The organism is Azospirillum sp. TSO22-1 (assembly GCF_003116015.1).
Classification (GTDB): Bacteria; Pseudomonadota; Alphaproteobacteria; order Azospirillales; family Azospirillaceae; genus Azospirillum.
This window is the reverse complement of the sequence record NZ_LGQZ01000060.1, coordinates 1-16864: the sequence shown is the minus strand read 5'-3', so window position 1 is coordinate 16864 and position 16864 is coordinate 1. Positions and strand designations below refer to the sequence as shown.

Sequence of the window (16864 nt, the reverse complement as noted above, 5' to 3'; positions counted from 1 at the left end):
GTGCAGGCGGAGCGCGCGGCCGACGCCGTGCTGCTGCTGCACGCGCCGACCGCCCTGGCGCCGGCCGGCGACGCGGCGCGCGCGGTGGCCGAGGCCATGCCGTCCATCCGCCTGCCGGTGCTGACCAGCTGGCTGGGCGAGCGCGACGCCGAGCGCGCGGCCCCGGCCCTGGCCGGCCACCACGTGCCGGTGTTCGACACCCCCGACCGGGCGGCGCGCGCCTTCCTGCACATGGCGGCGCACCGCCGGAACCAGGAGCTGCTGACCGAGACGCCGCCCTCCATCCCGTCCGGCCCGCCGCCCGACCGCGCGGTGGCGGACTCGCTGGCCGCCGTGGCGCGCGCCGACGGGCGGCTGCGGCTGGAAGGGGCGGAGGCGATGGCGCTGCTCGCCGCCTACGGCGTCGGCGCGGGGCTGAGCGCGTCGATGCGCGTCGATCCGCTGTTCGGGCCGGTGCTGGCGGTGGGCGGCTCCGTGGTGCTGCCGCCGCTCAACCTGGCGCTGGCGCGCGCGGTGGTGGACGACGCGGCGGCGCCCGACCTCGTGCGGCTGGCGCAGCTGGTGGCCGAGCGCGAGGATGTGGCCGGGCTGACGCTCGGCCCGGGCGGCGCCTCGGTGGACCTGCTGCCGGCCGGGTCTCCGCGCACGCCGCCGGCGATCCGGCCCTATCCGACCGAGCTGGAACGCGCGCTGCCGCTGCCGGACGGGCGGGCCTTCGCGGTGCGCCCGGTGCTGCCGGAGGACGAGCCGGCGCTGAAGGCGATGTTCGCCCGCCTGACCGCCGACGAGGTGCGCCTGCGCTTCTTCGCCCCCAAGGCCGAGCTGACGCACGCCACCGCCGCCCGCATGTCGCAGATCGACTACGACCGCGACATGGGGTTGGTGGTGGCGGATCCCGGGCCGCCTGGGACGGCGGCGGTGCATGGTGCCGTGCACCTGTCCGCCGACGCCGACCTGGAGCGCGCCGAGTTCGCCATCATGCTGGCGCACGACATGGCCGGCCTGGGCCTGGGGCCGGTGCTGATGCGCCGCATCCTCGACCACGCGCGCTCGCGCGGTCTGCGCGAGGTGTTCGGCGAGGTGCTGATGGAGAACCGCGCCATGCTGCGGCTGTGCGAGGCGCTGGGGTTCAAGCGGAAGGTCAGCGTCGACGATCCGGGGGTGGTGCACGTGTCGCTGATGCTGTGAGGACAGGTGAGATGCGTGCGTATCGCCCCCACCCCCAACCCCTCCCCCGCTTCGCAGGGGAGGGGGAAAAACGGCGGAGTTCCCTCCCCTGCGAAGCGGGGGAGGGTTAGGGTGGGGGCAATGAGCGATTCCTCTTCCTGGGCCGCGATCCGCGCCGAGCTGTCCGGACCCGCAGGGCTCAACATGGGCTGGGCGGCGGCGGACCGGCATGTCGCGTTGGGCCATGGCGAAGCCCCCGCTCTGCGCTGGGTCGGCCGCGACGGTGCCGAGCGGACGCTCACCTACGCCGACCTGGCCGAACACAGCAGCCGCTTCGCCGACGCGCTGCGCCGGCTCGGCGTGCGGCGGGGCGAAACGGTGTTCACGCTGCTGCCGCGGGTGCCGGATCTCGTCGTCGCGCTGCTCGGCACGCTGAAGGCCGGCTGCGTCGCCGCACCGCTGTACGCCGCCTTCGGGCCGGAGCCGCTGCGGCTGCGCCTCGCGCTGGGGCGGGCGCGGGCCGTGGTCACCACCGCGGCGCTGTGGCGGCGCAAGGGGCCGCTGGACGTGCCGCACGCGCTGATCGCCGGCGGCGACGCGCCGGAGGGGACGCACGACCTCGCCGCGCTGCTGGGGGCCGCCGACCCGCAGGTTCCCGTCGCGCCGACCGGGCCGGACGATCCGGCGCTGCTGCACTTCACCAGCGGCACGACGGGGGCGCCCAAGGGAGCGCTGACCGCGCACGACGCCGTCGTGGCGCAGGTCGCCTCGGCGCGTGCTGCGCTCGACCTGCGGCCGGGGGACGTCTACTGGTGCACCGCCGATCCGGGCTGGGTGACCGGGACGGTGTACGGCGTGCTGGCGCCGCTCGCCTGCGGGGCGACGGTGGTGCTGGACGAGGGCGACTTCGACACGGCGCGCTGGTACGGCCTGATCGAGCGGCAGCGCGTCGCCGTCTGGTACAGCACGCCGACCGCCATCCGCCTGCTGATGCGCGCCGGCGACGATCTGCCGCGCCGCTTCGACCTGACCAGCCTGCGCCACCTCGCCAGCGTCGGCGAGCCGCTGAACCCCGAGGCGGTGCTGTGGAGCCGCCGGACGCTCGGCCGGCCGTTCCACGACACGTGGTGGCAGACCGAGACCGGCAGCATCATGCTGGCCAACCGCGACGCCACGCCCGGCGTCCTAGGGGCGCCGCTGCCGGGCATCGGGGCCGAAGTGTGGCGGCCGGACGCCGAGGGCGTGGGGGAGCTGGTGCTGCGCCCGCCCTGGCCGTCGCTGTTCCGCGGCTACCTGGACGATCCGGCGCGCACCGCCGCCTGCTTCGCCGAGGGCTGGTACCGCACCGGCGACCTGGTGCGGCGCGGCGCGGACGGGCTGTTCCGCTTCGTCGGGCGGGCCGACGACGTCATCAAGGCTTCCGGCCACCGGATCGGGCCGTTCGAGGTGGAGAGCGTGCTGCTGGAGCACCCGGCGGTCGCCGAGGCCGGCGTCATCGGCAAACCGGACCCGGTGGCGGGCGAGATCGTGAAGGCCTTCGTCGCGCTGAAGCCGGGTGTTGCGTGGAGCGACGCGCTGGCGGCGGAGCTGCTGGGGCACGCCCGCCGGCGCCTGGGGCCGGCGCTGGCGCCGAAGGAGATCGCCGTGGCGCCGTCGCTGCCGCACACCCGCAGCGGCAAGATCCTGCGCCGCCTGCTGAAGGCGCGCGAACTGGGGTTGCCGGAGGGGGATCTGTCGACGCTGGAGGACGGGGCGGGGTGACGTGAGCCCCTCTCCCCTTGAGGGAGAGGGGTTGGGGAGAGGGGGGCGCCGGCGGAACCGGCCCGTTTCTTCCGCCGCCTGCCGGCGGCTACGCCCCCTCATCCCAAACCCTTCTCCCTCAAGGGGAGAAGGGCTTTTTGTTACTCCCCGCCCACCGCCACGCGTGCCCGCTCGGCGAGCAGCTCGGCGAGGCGCTGGTGCAGCTCGTCGGCGCCGTAGGGCTTGTGCAGGATGCCGATGCCGCTGGAATGCACCTCCTGGATGCGTTCGGGCGCGGTGTCGCCGGTCACGATGACCGCCGGCACCGGGCGGCCGAGCGTGTGGCGGACCGCCAGCACCGCCTGCACGCCGTTCATGCCCTCGCCCAGGCGGTAGTCGGCGACCACCGCGTCCGGATCGACGCCGCGCTCGGCGACGAGGGCCAGCGCCTCCTCGCCCGACGCGGCAGCGGCGACCCGGTAGCCCCAGCCCTCCACCGTCATCTGCAGTCCGACGCGGACGATCCCGTCGTCCTCGATGACGAGCAGCGTCCCGCCGGACGGCGCCGCGGCGCGCCTGGCCGGGGCGGTGCGCTCCGCCGGGGCGGCGACGGCGTCCAGCGCCACCGTGAAGCACGAGCCGCGGCCGGGCGTCGAGCGCACCTCCACCGTGGCCCCCAGCAGGCGGGCGATGCGCTTGACGATGGCCAGCCCCAGCCCCAGCCCCTTGGACTGGTCGCGGCCGGGGTTGTGCATCTGGAAGAACTCCTCGAAGACCGTCTCCTGCTGGTCATCCGGGATGCCGGCGCCGGTGTCGAAGACCTGCAGCAGCACCTTGCCGCCGCGCCGCCGGCAGCCCAGCAGGATGCCGCCCTCGCGGGTGTACTGCAGCGCGTTCTCGATCAGGTTGCGCAGGATCCGCTCCAGCAGCACCGGGTCGGAGCGCACCCAGGCCGGGCACGCCACGGTGCGCAGGCGCAGGCCGCGCTGCTCGGCGCGCAGGCGGTATTCGGCGTCCAGCTTGCCCAGCAGGTCGGCGGCGGAGAGGTCGGCCGGCGACGGCGCCACCACCCCGGCGTCGAGGCGCGACACGTCCAGCAGGCTGGTCAGCAGGCGGTTCAGCGCCCCCAGCGCGCCTTCCATCATCGCCACCGGGCGGGCCAGCGCCGGCCGCTCCCGCGTGTGGCTTTCCACCGAGGCCAGCAGCAGCACCAGCGACTGCACCGGCTGGCGCAGGTCGTGGCTGGCGGCGGCGAGGAACTTCGACTTGGCGAGGTTGGCGCGCTCCGCCTCCGCCTTGGCGTGCAGCGCGTGGTCCTTGGCGGCCAGCGCCTCGTCGCGGGCGCGCTCGGCCTGGATCTCCGCCTGCTTCAGGCGGGTGATGTCGAAGTTGACGCCCACCGTGCGCAGCGGCGTGCCGTCGGCGGCGTAATGGACGTTGGAGGCGGCGAGCACCCAGCGCTCCCCGAGATCCGGGTGGGCGATGCGGTACTCGAAGGTGGCGTGCGCCCGGCGCTCCGCCAGCGTCGCGCGGCGGATCGCGGCCACGCGGTCGCGGTCTTCCGGCACGATCACCCCCATCCAGCGCTCCAGGCTGGCCGGCTCGTCCTCGGGGAAGCCGAAGATGGCGCGGATGCCGGGCCCCCAGTCGACGGTGCCGGCCCGCAGGTCGATGGTGAAGACGCCGGCACCGGCGGCGTTCAGCACCAGATCGAGCCGCAGGTTCGCCGCCTGCGCCGCCGCCTCGGCCCGCCGCTCGCGCCGGACGTTGCGGATGCCGAAGCCGATCATGCCGCACAGCGCCGTCAGCACGCCGCCGGTCAGCAGCGCGTTGCGCCGGGTGCGCGCCCACCAGTCTTCGAACACGGTGTCCACCGGCACGCCGGCGAACACCACCAGCGGCCACCCCGCCACGCGCTTGTAGGCGCCCAGCCGCTCCACCCCGTCGAGGGTCGAGCGCGCCTGCACGATGCCCTCCGGCGCCTGCTTCAGCAGCGTGGTGAACAGCTCGGAGCGTGCGGAGCTGAGCCGGACCTCCCGCTTCGGCAGCGGGAAGCGGATCACCACGTCGCCGTCGTCGCGGAACAGCGTGAACGAGGCGCCGGGGACTGGCTTCAGGCTCTCGTAGAAGCTGACGAAATGGGTGGCTTCGATGGAGGATTCGACCACCGCCCGCAGCGCGCCGTCGGGTGCGCGCACCGCCCGGCTGACGGCGAACAGGAAGCTGCCGGTGACGCGGCCCCAGATCATCGGGCTGACGAAGGTGCCGACGTCGGCCGGCCCGGTATGCGCCGAGAAATATTCGCGGTCGGCGAAGTTCATCCGGGGCAGGTCGCGCCGGACGCTGGTCAGCGCCACGTCGCCCCGGGCGTCGAGGATCCACAGCGACTGGATCGCCGGCATCTCGGCCTTGAGGCGGGTCAGCCCCTCCCACGCCGCAGGGGTGTCGCGCAAGGCGGCGGGCTCGGTGCCGGTCAGCAGGGCGGCCATGTTGGACAGGATGACGCCTTCCGCCTCGACGGCGATGCGGGCGTGGCCTTCCATCAGGCCGACGGTGCGGTGCAGGGTCTCCTTCGCCTCCTCCAGGGTGCTCAGCCGGTCCAGGTAGGCCAGCGCGCCGAAGAGTCCGATGCCGGCGACGAGGCTGAACGCCATCGTCCACGCCAGCAGCCGCTCGGTGGCCCAGAGTGTCCGCACGCTTCCCGAAACTCCCCGCCACGCGCAAAACGTTGCGGTGACGCTACTCTTGCTCGCCACGCCGCCGCACCCTAGCCAATGGCGATAGGGCACTCAACGAAGGTCATGGCGCATTTCGCCGCACCTTCCACGAGAGCTTCGCGCCGGCGGGCGGTTGTACCGGCATGCGGATCCGGATGCTCATCGTCGCGGGTTTGGCGCTCGCCGTTTCCGGGGGCGCCTCGGGAGCCGGGGCGCAGGACCCGGCCGATCCACCGCCCGCCGACCAGCCGGCCGAGGCGGTGCCGCCCCCCGCCGAACCGCCGCCGCTGCCGGCTCCCGCCGCCGTGCCGACGGAGACGCTGCGCCGGCTGGCGCGCACCGCGGACGAGCTGTGGCGCATCGCCGTGCTCGGCGACGGGCGCTTCGCCGGGCGGGTGGCGCTGACCCAGGCCGACCTCGGCCGCCGCCTCGACCGGCTGATCCGTGCGCAGGGCGCGCCGCCGCCCGGGGAGGGGCCGGCAGGGGCGGAAGCGATCCGCGCCCAGCCGGCGGAGTCGCTGGCCGCGGTGCTTGCCGAGCGCGTCCGCCAGGACTACCCCGCGTTGATCGTGGCGCTGGAGGGCTGGACCGCCGGCCCCGAGCAGGCCGTGGCGGCGGCGCTGCTGCCGCCACTGCGCGCCGAGCTGGACCTCGCCGCCGGGATGCCCCCACCGGCGCTGACCGGATCCGGAACATCCGCGCCGCCCGGGCATTCTGATGGGGGTGACGGCAAGTGAGGACACGAGCGATCATGGACATCTTCGACCGCATCAAGCACGACCACGACACTTTGCGCGCCCTGCTGGAGCGCATCGAGGATCCTGGGGCGGACAACCGCCGCGCCACCTTCGAGGAGTTCCAGCGCGAGCTGTGGGCGCACGGCAAGGTGGAGGAGGCGGTGTTCTACGCGGCGCTGGCCCGCCATAAGGACGCCAGGGCGGAGACCATGGAGGGGCTGAACGAGCACCACATGATCAACGGCCTGGCCGAGGAACTGAACGCCATGCCCGCCGACAGCGGCGCCTGGACCGCCAAGCTGCAGGTGCTGGGCGAGCTGCTGCGCCACCACCTGGACGAGGAGGAGGAGGAGCTGTTCGAGGAGGCCCGCGAGGCGCTGCCCGACGAGCGCGCCGGCGAGCTGGGCCGCCTCTTCGACGAGCGCAAGACGCACGCGCTGGCCGCCCTGGCGCCGCTGCCCCGGGCTTAGGGCACATCGTCGCGGTACCCGTGCGCGCCGTTGCCTGCCGCGCCGGCTTCCCCTACCGTCGATTGGTGGGGAAGCTGATCGCGGGGGAAGGCAGCGATGGACGAGGTGAAGGCGGTCATCAAGAAAAAGAAGGCCCCGAGGCTGAAGGACCTCGGCCTCGACGCGCCGGCCACCGGCGGCGAGGTGCTGCGCGACGCCAGGGAGGTGGCCGCCATCGAGGCCCACTGGAAGGACGTCGCCGAGGACAAGCCGGCCAAGCCCGGCAAGAAGCACAAGTACGTGGACGAGCTGGCGCACCTGCAGTTCGAGCTGATCAAGCTGCAGGAATGGGTGCGCGTGAACGGCCTGAAGGTCTGCGTGCTGTTCGAGGGGCGCGACGCCGCCGGCAAGGGCGGCGTCATCAAGCGCATCACCGAGAGCCTCAACCCCCGCGTCTGCCGCATCGTGGCGCTCGGCACGCCGACCGAGAAGGAGCGCGGGCAGTGGTACTTCCAGCGCTACGTGGCGCAGCTGCCGGCGAAGGGCGAGATCGTCCTGTTCGACCGCAGCTGGTACAACCGTGCCGGCGTCGAGCGGGTGATGGGCTTCTGCACCGACGAGGAATATCATGAGTTCCTGCGCGCCTGCCCGCTGTTCGAGGAGATGCTGGTCCGCTCCGGCATCATCCTCGTCAAGTACTGGTTCTCGGTCAGCGACGAGGAGCAGGAGAAACGCTTCCACGAGCGCATGCGCAACCCGATCAAGCGCTGGAAGCTGAGCCCGATGGACCTCGAATCCCGCAAGCACTGGGTCGAGTACTCCAAGGCCAAGGACCTCATGCTGGAGCACACCGACAAGAAGCTGACGCCCTGGTACATCGTCGATGCCGACAACAAGAAGCGGGCGCGGCTCAATTGCATCCAGCATCTGCTGCAGCGGATCCCCTACAAGGACATCGCGCCGGTCGAACTGGAGCTGCCGCCGCGGCAGGGCGACGACGGCTACAAGCGGCCGAAGAAATCGAAGCAGAACTGGGTGCCGGAGGTGTATTGAGCCGGGCGCGCCGGGCATCGGGCGGCTTGACGCGGCGGGATTTCAAATGCGGTACTCCCCGTGAGCCTCCGTTTGCGGGGCGCCATGGGGAGAGGCCGCCGGTGCGTGATCTGCGATTGTTTCTGCTGTCCCTGCTGGCCGCGGTGGCGCTGACCGCCTGCGGCCCGATGATCGAGACGCGCTACGCCTACACGCCGCCGTCGGGCGGCAACGGGATGGCCTGCATCCAGCAGTGCGAGGCCGGCCGCTTCCAGTGCGTGCGCGAGGCGCGCTACTCCGTGGACGCCTGCAAGGCCGACGCCCACCGTCGGGCCGAGCGCTCCTACAACCGCTACCTCAGCACGCTGCGGCGGGGCGAGAAACCGCAGTACAGCCTGTCGTACTTCGACAACTCCTCCTCCTGCCAAAGCAGCGAGGCGCAGTGCAAGGTCGACTACAACGACTGCTACGCGGCGTGCGGCGGGCAGGTGGCGGCGACGCGGATCTGCACCTCGGGCTGCGAGCAGCTGAAGCCGCCGCTGCCGCCGGGCGCCCAGGTCGGGCCGACCCTGGTCAACGGCGTCCCGGTGCGCACGCCGGCGCCGGTGCGGACCGCCAGCGCCGCGCCGCGCCCGGCCAAGGCGATGCCGGACCTCGCCCCGTCTCCCCCGATGAGCGGGCGCCTCGCCCAGCGTTACCGGGTGAGGGGGACCAACGGCGACGACATCACCTACGACGGCACGGTGACGCTGCGCCCGGACGGCGACCGCTACCGGATGCGCTGGGACATCGACGGGGTGATCTACAACGGTGTCGGCACGCTGACCGGCAACCGCCTGGTCATCGAAGGCCGCAACGACGGCGAGCCGTTCCGCTACGACCTGCGCGTGGCGCCGGACGGCACGGTGTCCGGCCGCTGGACCGGCGACGAAGGCGAGGGGACGGAGGACTGGTCGCCGTCCTGACGGCGGCGGCGCCGATCCTCTTTGCGGGGGCCCCGGCCAAGGGGCCTGCGGCCGGCTAGGCGGGCTGCGTTACGCCGGTCGGGACGAGCGCACCGACGGCGATACCGCCAACGCTGCTTTGCGGCGCCGCCGTCTTTCGCCTAGAAATCGGGCAAAACCCCTGTCGTTCTGTGGGTTTGAGCGCTCCCTCCAGCCAGTGGCGGTGCCCATGCTGCTCGATGCCCGCAGCCTTGACGAGAAGGCCGTTCTCGATTGCGATGTCTGCATCGTCGGCGCCGGCGCCGCCGGCATCGCGATCGCCTGCGAACTGGCCGGCGGCCCGCTGTCGGTGCTGCTGCTCGAGGCCGGCGGCACCAGCTTCCACGCCGCCGAGCAGGATCCGCTGCAGGGCAGCGTGGCGCCGTCCTCGCCGCACGCTCCGGCGCATCTGTACCGCCGGCACGGGCTGGGCGGCGCCACCGCGGTCTGGGGCGGACGCTGCGTGCCCCTGGACCCCATCGACTTCGAGGCGCGCCCCTATGTCCCCCACAGCGGATGGCCCGTGGGGTGGGACGAGGTGGCGCCGTTCTACCGGCGGGCGCACGACTACCTGCGCAGCGGCGCTTGCGCCTACACGGTGCCGGAGGCGCTGGGCGCCGACGCGCCGGAGACCATCTCCGGCTTCCGCAGCGACGTCATCGATACCGACCGCATCGAGCGGTTCAGCGAGCCCACCGATTTCGGCAGGGCCTACCTGCCGCGGCTGCGGCACGCCTCCAACGTCCGCATCCTGGCGCATGCCCATTGCCTGCGGGTGGAGACGGCGGAGTCCGGCGCGGTGACCGCGCTGGCCTGCGCCGGCGAACCGCAGCGGCGCTTCGCGGTGCGGCCGCGCTTCACGGTGATCGCGGCGGGCGGGCTGGAGGCGACGCGGCTGCTGCTGGCGTCGGACGGCAGCCGGCGCGGCGGCCTGGGCAACGAGTCCGGCCGGCTCGGGCGCTTCTACATGTGCCATATCGAGAACACGCTGGGCCGGCTGTGCCTGACGCCGCAGGCACGCCCGGCGGTGGTCGATTTCGAGCGCACCGCCGACGGCGTCTACGTCCGGCGCAAGTTCTGCCTGAACGCCGACGCGCAGCGCCGCCACGGCCTGATGAACGCGACGTTCCGGCTGCACTTCCCGTTCATTTCCAACCCGGCGCACCGCAACGGCATCCTCTCCGCGGTGTACCTGGCGAAGGACTGCGTCCTGCCGGAATACCGGCGCAAAATCGCCACCATCGAGCGGGCGCAGCGCGACCGCATGGTGCAGGACTGGCGGTTCTGGGCGGCGCACGTCGGCAACGTCGCGCGCGACACGGTTCCGGTCGGTCGCTTCGGCGCCGACTGGGTGCGGCGGCGCATTCTGCCGCAGCGGAAGCTGCCCCACGTGGTCGTGCGCAACCGGAACGGCGTCTACCCGCTGGACTTCAACATGGAGCAGGTGCCCAACCCCGACAGCCGCGTCGGGCTGGGTGCGGACACCGACGCCTTCGGCGTGCCGCGCCTGCACATCGACTGGCGGATGACCGAGCAGGACGTCGACAGCATCCTGCGCACGTTCCGTGTGCTGCGCGACGCCTTCGCGCGGTCCGGCTGCGCCCGGCTGGACCTCGACGAGCGGTCGCTGGAGGCGCAGGCGCGCGACTCGACGCCGATCGGTGGCCACCACATGGGCACCGCGCGCATGGCGGCCTCGCTGCGGGACGGCGTGGTGGATGCAAATGGCGAGGTGTTCGGCACGCCGGGGCTGTTCGTCACCGGCAGCGCCGTCTTCCCCACCTGCGGCCACGCCAACCCGACGCTGACCATCGTGGCGCTGGCGGTGCGTCTGGCCGATCACCTGAAGATGCGGGCGCGGGGCGAACAGGCCGCGAGCATCGCGGCCCGGGGCCAGATGGCGGCGTAGCGCAAGGACGGGGCGGCCGTTTGCGGACAAAAATGTTTGCACTTCGTTGTCGGCCAACTCATTGATATAACGTAAGCGCGCAACGAGTTGGGTTTGTAAAGTTTGCACCTGGGCTCCAAGACTGAATTCGGGCTGAGGTTGGTACCGTACAAAAATATGTGCACATGCCGTGCGCTGATTTGTTTCGTTTGGGATCACCGTGCTGATCGACGACGATCTGCTTCGTTGCCGGTATTGACAGCCCGTTTCGAAAGTTGACGCTGGCGTGGTGAGGGCCCGACGCGTCGTCTGTTGACAGGGAACATCCCCTGCCGGAGACCGCCGATGTGGATGCCCGAGGACCGCCGGCTGGTTGGCGATTACGGTGCCGGCCAAGCCCTGAGCGATGATCAGTCCCTATAGCGGCCCGAGATCATCGGCCGTCTGGCCCGAGATTCTGACCGATTCCGGGACCGGATTTCGTGAGATTGAATGCGGGTTTCGGCTCGAATTAGGTGAGACGGAACCCGCATTGTTTGAGACGGACCCGAGATCATGGAGGCTGGTTCACGATGCGTGAGACATGTCCTGCCTGTCAGGTCCAGGGTGTCGCCCTTGCCGGCGATTCTTCTCCGGAGCCATCCAGGAAGCTGAGGAGTGCCTCGCGGCTGCCCTTGGCGGCCTCGGTAACGTCCGTACCGTTCTCCACGGATCCGAGATCGCCAGTCAGGACATCCCTGGCAGTGTCGACCAGCCCGCATTCCCCGGCGCCGCGCCGCCGCGCCGCGACCAGCTCCGGTGCGAGCACCTTCTCGCGCATGGTCGGATAATGCAGGTGGTTTTGAGAGCAAGGCCGTGGGCGCGGCCGCGACGTCCAGCCCCTTGCCCGCATGGGCAAGACGGTTGTCGGATTTGGACATAGATGAGAGCGGAGAGCGCCTGCCACTCGATGCGAAGTCCAATCATTGACAGCAGTTGGCGCCTATTCATGAGACGAAACGCCATTTTAGCGCTCTCAGCGAGACAATGCCGGCGACCTGCACCCAATCTGGCAGCGCACGGCTACCGTCTTCGGGGCCAGACGGTAGCGGACGGCCAGGGTGCGGGGCATGTCCCATGGCTCCTTACCACGCTCAGGGACGTGACCGGGCGGGACATCGATCAACGTTCTGGATCGCTAGGTTCCCCGGCCGCAACAGCTCGGCGGAGCCGGTCGGCCTCACATATCTTGGGTATTGTGGCTCCTCTCCGGCTCTCGCTATCCTGTCGCCCCAACCCTTCATCGACCCGGACCGGCAAAATCCGCAACGGATGGGGACTGTTTCCCGCTGCCGAGGTGATCAGGCCGACGCGCGACCACATCAGGACCCAGGGAGCGTCAACCGTGCCAACCAACGATTCGCGAACGGTCGCGGGGGCTGATCACCGGATCCGTGTGATGCTGGTGGAAGACGATGCGCCCATTCGGGAGCGGATGGTCTCCATCCTGCGCGGTTCGGAGTCCCTGGAACTGGTCGCCGTCGCGGCGACCCTGGAGCAGGCGCAGGACCTCTGCGCCGCCCACGTCCCGGCGGTGCTCGTCACCGACCTGAAGCTGCCCGACGGCAGCGGCCTCGACCTGATCCGCACGACCCGGCGGCTCTACCCGGCCATGGAGATCATGGTCGTCTCGGTGCTGGGGGACGAACGCAGCGTGCTCGCCGCCATCGAGGCCGGGGCCGCCGGCTACATCCTGAAGGACTCGACCTCGGTCGATCTGGTGGGCTCGGTCCTCGATCTGGTCGCCGGCCGCTCGCCGATCTCGACGTCGATTGCCCGGACCATCGTCCGCCGGGTCCAGGCCAGCCCGCCCCCCGCCGCCAGCGAGCCGTCGCCCCCCGCCCTGACCGAACGGGAGATCGACATCCTCTGGGGCATCGCCAAGGGCTTCACCTACGGCGACATCGCCGAACGGCTGGGCATTTCCCGCAACACCGTCCTGACCCACATCAAGAACATCTACCGGAAGCTCGAGGTCAATTCCCGCGGCGAGGCGGTGTTCACCGCGATCAACCACAAGATCATCAGCATCGGCCCCTGAGCGTTGACGAGCTTTCCATCCACCGCGCCATCCACCGCGGACGAAGCGACAGCGCCGCGGCCGCGCAGGGCCACGCGGCTGTGGTATGCCTTGCTCGTCATATCCCTGGGCTTTCCGGCCATTGCCGGCTGGTTCGTTCTCAAGATCGCGCCGCCCTCGGCCGACGAGGCCGCCCTGTACATCCGGGAGGCGGCGATGACCGTTCCCGGCGAGGGGGCGGATCAACCGGCGACGGCGTCGAGGATGGTGGAGCTGCCCTACCGCTGCCCGCAGCGTCAGGGGGCGGACCAATGTGCCCCCACCCTCCGCATCGTCCACCGGCACCAGACGGCCGATGACCGGCTGACGTCGCTCTACATCCCGTCCTTCCGGGGCAAAGTGACCGTTTTCCTGAACGGTGCCTTCGTGGCCACCAGCGAATGGCAGCAGTCGGCGGCCGAGAGCTGGACGCCCGTACCGATGCTGATTCCCCTGCCGTCGCCGCTTCTGCGGTCCGGCGACAACGAATTCCTGATCACCCTGGCCTGGCGGGGGACACGGCCGGGCTTTCTGGACCGCGTCGCGGTCGGACCCGACACCCTTCTGCGCCCCGACCACAACCGCCGGACCTTCCTGTTCTCGACCCTGCCGCGGCTCGTCGACGGCTGGCAGGTGGCCATGGGATTGGGAATGCTGATCATGTGGGCGGCCCGCCCACGGGAGACGATCTTTCTCCTGGTCGGCGCCGTCCTGCTGTTCCAGACGCTGTCGTCCCTGCCGGCCCTTCTCGGCGACATCCTGGACGACGACATCCTGTATCTCGCCAACCATGGCCGGTTCGTCAGCGGCAGCCTCGTCCTGCCGCTGGCATGGCTGTTCGTCGGCCGCCGGCCGCCGGTCCCCATCTGGATCTTTCTGCTGCTGCCCGCAGGCGTGTTCACCAGCTTCCTGACGCTGCCGGCGGAGACGCATCAATGGCTGATGGCCAGACTCTTCATTCCGGCCGTCGTCGTCGGCATGCTGGGCGCGGTTGCGGTCGTGTTCCGGGTGGCGTTCCTGAAACGCAACAGCGAGGCGCTGCTGCTGTTCGGCAGCTTCCTGCTGGCCCTGGTCTTCATCGTCCACGACTGGTTCATTTTTCGCAACGCGCTCAATGAAAGCGACGTGCTGCTCACCCGCTTCGTCGCCCCCCTCGTCATGGCGAGCTTCAGCGCGGTGTTCATGTGGCGCTTCGCCGCGACCATGAACACGCTGGATCGGTTCAACGCCCATCTGAAGCGGGAGGTGGCGGCGGCGGAGGAAGCCCTGCGCCACAGTTTCGAGCGCGAGCAGGCCCAGGCCCAGGCCGCTGTGCTCGAAGCCGAGCGCGTCCGCCTGATGAGCGACCTTCACGACGGCATCGCCGGCCACCTGGTGTCCATCCTGTCCCTGTGCGAACTCCAGGGCACCGCGCCGAACACGGTGGCCGACACCGTCCGCGCCGCGCTGGCCGACCTGCGGCTGATCGTCGCCTCGCTCGACGATTACGGGGAGGATCTCGGCGTCATGCTCGCCCTGTTCCGCGAACGGATCGAGCCGCAGGTGACCGCCCAGGGCATGACGCTGGTCTGGCGGATGGCGCCGACCCTCGAATTGAAGGGCCTGCATCCCGGTGGCGCGCTCGCCATCTACCGCATCCTGCAGGAGGCGACCACCAACGCCGTGCGCCACAGCGGCTCGGAAACCCTGCTGTTCGAGGCCGGGCCGTCGCCGGCGGCCGGCCGCAGCGTGCGCCTGTCCTTGCGCGATCACGGGCGCGGCGGCGCCACCGCCCGTCCGGGAAGCTACGGCATGGGCAACATGCGGCGGCGGGCCGAAGGCCTGGGAGCCGTCCTGGCCATCGAGTCCGGCGCGGCGGGAACGACGGTCATCCTGGACCTGCCGACCCGGCTGCCCTGATCCCGTCCATCCCATATTCATGGGATGTCCGGCCGGAATGGCGGGAGCTATCGTCGCCCCCTGGTCCACCAGGGGCAAAGCATGCCGGTCGCCCGTCAAATCCGCGCCGTTCTGTTGTCGACGACGGCGCTGCTGTGGCCGCTGTCCGGCGTCGCGGGAACGCCGGCGCTGCCGACCGGCGGCGCCTTCGTCGCGGGCAGCGGCACCATCGCGCAGTCCGGCGCCGCCCTGACGGTCACCCAGACCTCGGCGCGCGGCGTCGTCACCTGGACGGATTTCTCCATCGGGGCGGGCGGCACCGTCCAGATCAACAACGGGGCGGGCGCCACGCTGAACCGCGTCACCGGCGGCAACCTGTCCGAGATCATGGGCACGCTGCGGGCGACGGGCACGCTGTACCTGGTCAACCCGCAGGGCGTGGTGGTCGGCGCCTCGGGCGTCGTCGTCACCGGCGGCTCCTTCGTGGCCTCGACCCGCGACGTGCCGGACGCGCATTTCATGGCGGGCGGCAGCCTGCTGTTCAAGGGCGAGGCGGCGGGGACCGTCACCAACCTCGGCAAGATCAGCTCCACCGGCGGCGACGTCGTGCTGATCGCGCGCGACGTGGTGAACCGCGGCGAGATCGCCGCGCCGAAGGGCACGGCGGCCCTGGCCTCGGGCACCGAGATCCTGCTGGCCGAGACCGGCCAGGGGGGCGAGCGCGTCTTCGTCCGGGTCGGCAACGGCGGCGGCACGGTCGAGACCTCCGGCCGCATCGAGGCGGCGCAGGTCGAGCTGAAGGCGGCGGGCGGCAACATCTACGCGCTGGCCGGCAACAACGGCGGCGTGATCCGCGCCACCGGATCGGAGAGCCGCGAGGGGCGCGTCTGGCTGACGGCCGCCGGAAGCGACGGTGCGGGCGGCCACGTCGTCACCGAGGGCAAGGTGACGGCGAGGAACGCCGACGGCACCGGCGGGCGCATCGACCTCGCCGCCCCCGACGGCATGGCGATGCACACCGGCACGCTGGCGGCGCGGGGAAGCCGGGGGGGCACGGTGTCGGTGACGGCCGGCCGGGTGGTCAACCAGGGCCGCATCGCCGCCGACGGCCGGACCGGCGACGGCGGCCGGGTCGCGGTGCACGCCACCACGCGCTACATCGACACCAGCGGCGCCCGGACCACGGCCAACGGCCGCGGCGGGGCCGGCGGCACGGTGTCGCTGACCGGGGTGGGCTCGCTGTTCGCCTCCGGCCGCGTCGAGGCGACGGGATCGACCGCCGGCGGCCGCGTCGACCTGTTCGGCGACGCGGTGCGGCTGGTCGGCGCCGCGGTGGACGCCTCGGGCGGCACCGGCGGCGGCGCCATCCGGGTGGGCGGCGACTACCAGGGCGGCGGCGACGCCCCGCGGGCGCGCCTGACGCTGGCCACCCCGGCGACCACGCTGACGGCCGACGCGCGGACCGGCGGGACGGGCGGACGGGTCGTCGTGTGGTCGGACGAGAAGACGACCTTCGCCGGGACCGTCCGGGCGCGCGGCGGGGCGGCGGGCGGCGACGGCGGCTTCGTCGAGGTGTCGTCGAAGGACAGCCTGCATTTCGCCGGCGTGGTGGACGCGGGGGCCGCGGCGGGGAAGGCGGGCAGGCTGCTGCTCGATCCCAAGAACATCACCATCTCGGACGCGGCGTCCTACCCGCAGTTCGAGCTGACCGACCCGGCGCCGGCCAGCGGCAACAATTTCGGCGCGACCGTGCGGGCGCTGTCCGGCGGCAACGTGGTGGTGACCAGCAGCGGCGACGACACCGGCGGCGCCAACGCCGGGGCCGTCTATCTGTTCGACGGCACCACGGGCGCCCTGATCTCGACACTGACCGGCACCACGGCCGGCGATGCCGTGGGCAGCACCGGCGTCACCGCATTGGGCAACGGCAACTATGTCGTTCGCAGCAGCAATTGGGCCAACGGTACCGCCGCCAGCGCCGGGGCGGTGACCTGGGGCAGCGGTACCGCCGGCGTCGCCGGCACGGTGTCCGCCGCCAACAGCCTCGTCGGCACCAGCGCCACCGATCTGGTGGGCAGCGGCGGCGTGACGGTGCTGAGCAACGGCAACTATGTCGTTCGCAGCAGCAATTGGGCCAACGGCACCGCCGCCAGCGCCGGGGCGGTGACCTGGGGC

Annotated in this window: 12 protein-coding genes; 10 read left to right on the top strand and 2 right to left on the bottom strand. The window is 71.8% G+C overall.

Features of this window, described 5'->3' with window-relative positions; genetic code table 11:
- Both TSO221_RS16190 and TSO221_RS16185 read left to right on the top strand, forming a co-directional pair.
- The coding region (locus TSO221_RS16190) for a GNAT family N-acetyltransferase (protein ID WP_146208831.1) at positions 1 to 1188 on the top strand (1188 nt) is incomplete at its 5' end.
- Positions 1189 to 1308: 120 nt separating this feature from the next.
- A complete protein-coding gene (locus TSO221_RS16185; RefSeq protein ID WP_109119548.1) occupies positions 1309 to 2928 on the top strand; it encodes an AMP-binding protein in 1620 nt (539 codons plus the stop codon).
- Between the two features lie 140 nt (positions 2929 to 3068).
- Here TSO221_RS16185 and TSO221_RS16180 read toward each other — a convergent pair whose 3' ends face one another.
- On the bottom strand, positions 3069 to 5603 hold the full coding sequence (locus tag TSO221_RS16180; RefSeq protein ID WP_109119547.1) for an ATP-binding protein: 2535 nt from the start codon (positions 5601 to 5603) through the stop codon (positions 3069 to 3071).
- A 164-nt stretch (positions 5604 to 5767) separates the two neighbouring features.
- Between TSO221_RS16180 and TSO221_RS16175 the strand changes: the two genes are divergently transcribed.
- The 5 genes from TSO221_RS16175 to TSO221_RS16155 all read left to right on the top strand — a co-directional run bounded on the left by TSO221_RS16175 (position 5768) and on the right by TSO221_RS16155 (position 10734).
- Positions 5768 to 6361 (top strand): hypothetical protein, encoded by a 594-nt coding sequence (locus tag TSO221_RS16175; protein ID WP_109119546.1) that lies wholly within the window; start codon positions 5768 to 5770, stop codon positions 6359 to 6361.
- Between the two features lie 14 nt (positions 6362 to 6375).
- The gene (locus tag TSO221_RS16170; protein ID WP_109119545.1) at positions 6376 to 6831 is read left to right on the top strand and encodes a hemerythrin domain-containing protein; all 456 of its coding nucleotides are present in this window, start codon (positions 6376 to 6378) and stop codon (positions 6829 to 6831) included.
- A gap of 96 nt (positions 6832 to 6927) precedes the next feature.
- Positions 6928 to 7863, top strand: coding sequence for a polyphosphate kinase 2 (gene ppk2 / locus TSO221_RS16165; RefSeq protein WP_109119544.1), 936 nt, complete (start codon positions 6928 to 6930; stop codon positions 7861 to 7863).
- A 101-nt stretch (positions 7864 to 7964) separates the two neighbouring features.
- The gene (locus tag TSO221_RS16160) at positions 7965 to 8807 is read left to right on the top strand and encodes a hypothetical protein (RefSeq protein ID WP_146208830.1); all 843 of its coding nucleotides are present in this window, start codon (positions 7965 to 7967) and stop codon (positions 8805 to 8807) included.
- A 208-nt stretch (positions 8808 to 9015) separates the two neighbouring features.
- Positions 9016 to 10734, top strand: coding sequence for a GMC family oxidoreductase (locus TSO221_RS16155; RefSeq protein WP_109119542.1), 1719 nt, complete (start codon positions 9016 to 9018; stop codon positions 10732 to 10734).
- 574 nt (positions 10735 to 11308) lie between these two features.
- Here TSO221_RS16155 and TSO221_RS35050 read toward each other — a convergent pair.
- Complete coding sequence (locus tag TSO221_RS35050; RefSeq protein WP_146208829.1) at positions 11309 to 11533, bottom strand: hypothetical protein; 225 nt, start codon at positions 11531 to 11533, stop codon at positions 11309 to 11311.
- Positions 11534 to 12151: 618 nt separating this feature from the next.
- On the opposite strand from TSO221_RS35050, the gene TSO221_RS16150 reads away from it, so the two are divergent.
- The 3 genes from TSO221_RS16150 to TSO221_RS16140 all read left to right on the top strand — a co-directional run.
- Entirely contained in the window at positions 12152 to 12793 is a 642-nt protein-coding gene (locus TSO221_RS16150; protein WP_109119541.1) for a response regulator transcription factor, read from the top strand.
- Positions 12794 to 12883: 90 nt separating this feature from the next.
- Entirely contained in the window at positions 12884 to 14710 is a 1827-nt protein-coding gene (locus TSO221_RS16145; RefSeq protein ID WP_109119540.1) for a hypothetical protein, read from the top strand.
- An 81-nt stretch (positions 14711 to 14791) separates the two neighbouring features.
- Positions 14792 to 16864 (top strand): filamentous hemagglutinin N-terminal domain-containing protein (locus tag TSO221_RS16140; RefSeq protein ID WP_158284113.1); only part of this gene is annotated, 2073 nt, incomplete at its 3' end.

Coding starts and splice junctions, on each gene's coding strand:
- TSO221_RS16185 (WP_109119548.1), top strand. CDS start 1,309: ATGAGCGATTCCTCTTCCTGGGCCGCGATCCGCGCCGAGCTGTCCGGA.
- TSO221_RS16175 (WP_109119546.1), top strand. CDS start 5,768: ATGCGGATCCGGATGCTCATCGTCGCGGGTTTGGCGCTCGCCGTTTCC.
- TSO221_RS16170 (WP_109119545.1), top strand. CDS start 6,376: ATGGACATCTTCGACCGCATCAAGCACGACCACGACACTTTGCGCGCC.
- ppk2 (WP_109119544.1), top strand. CDS start 6,928: ATGGACGAGGTGAAGGCGGTCATCAAGAAAAAGAAGGCCCCGAGGCTG.
- TSO221_RS16155 (WP_109119542.1), top strand. CDS start 9,016: ATGCTGCTCGATGCCCGCAGCCTTGACGAGAAGGCCGTTCTCGATTGC.
- TSO221_RS35050 (WP_146208829.1), bottom strand. CDS start 11,533: ATGCGCGAGAAGGTGCTCGCACCGGAGCTGGTCGCGGCGCGGCGGCGC.
- TSO221_RS16150 (WP_109119541.1), top strand. CDS start 12,152: ATGCTGGTGGAAGACGATGCGCCCATTCGGGAGCGGATGGTCTCCATC.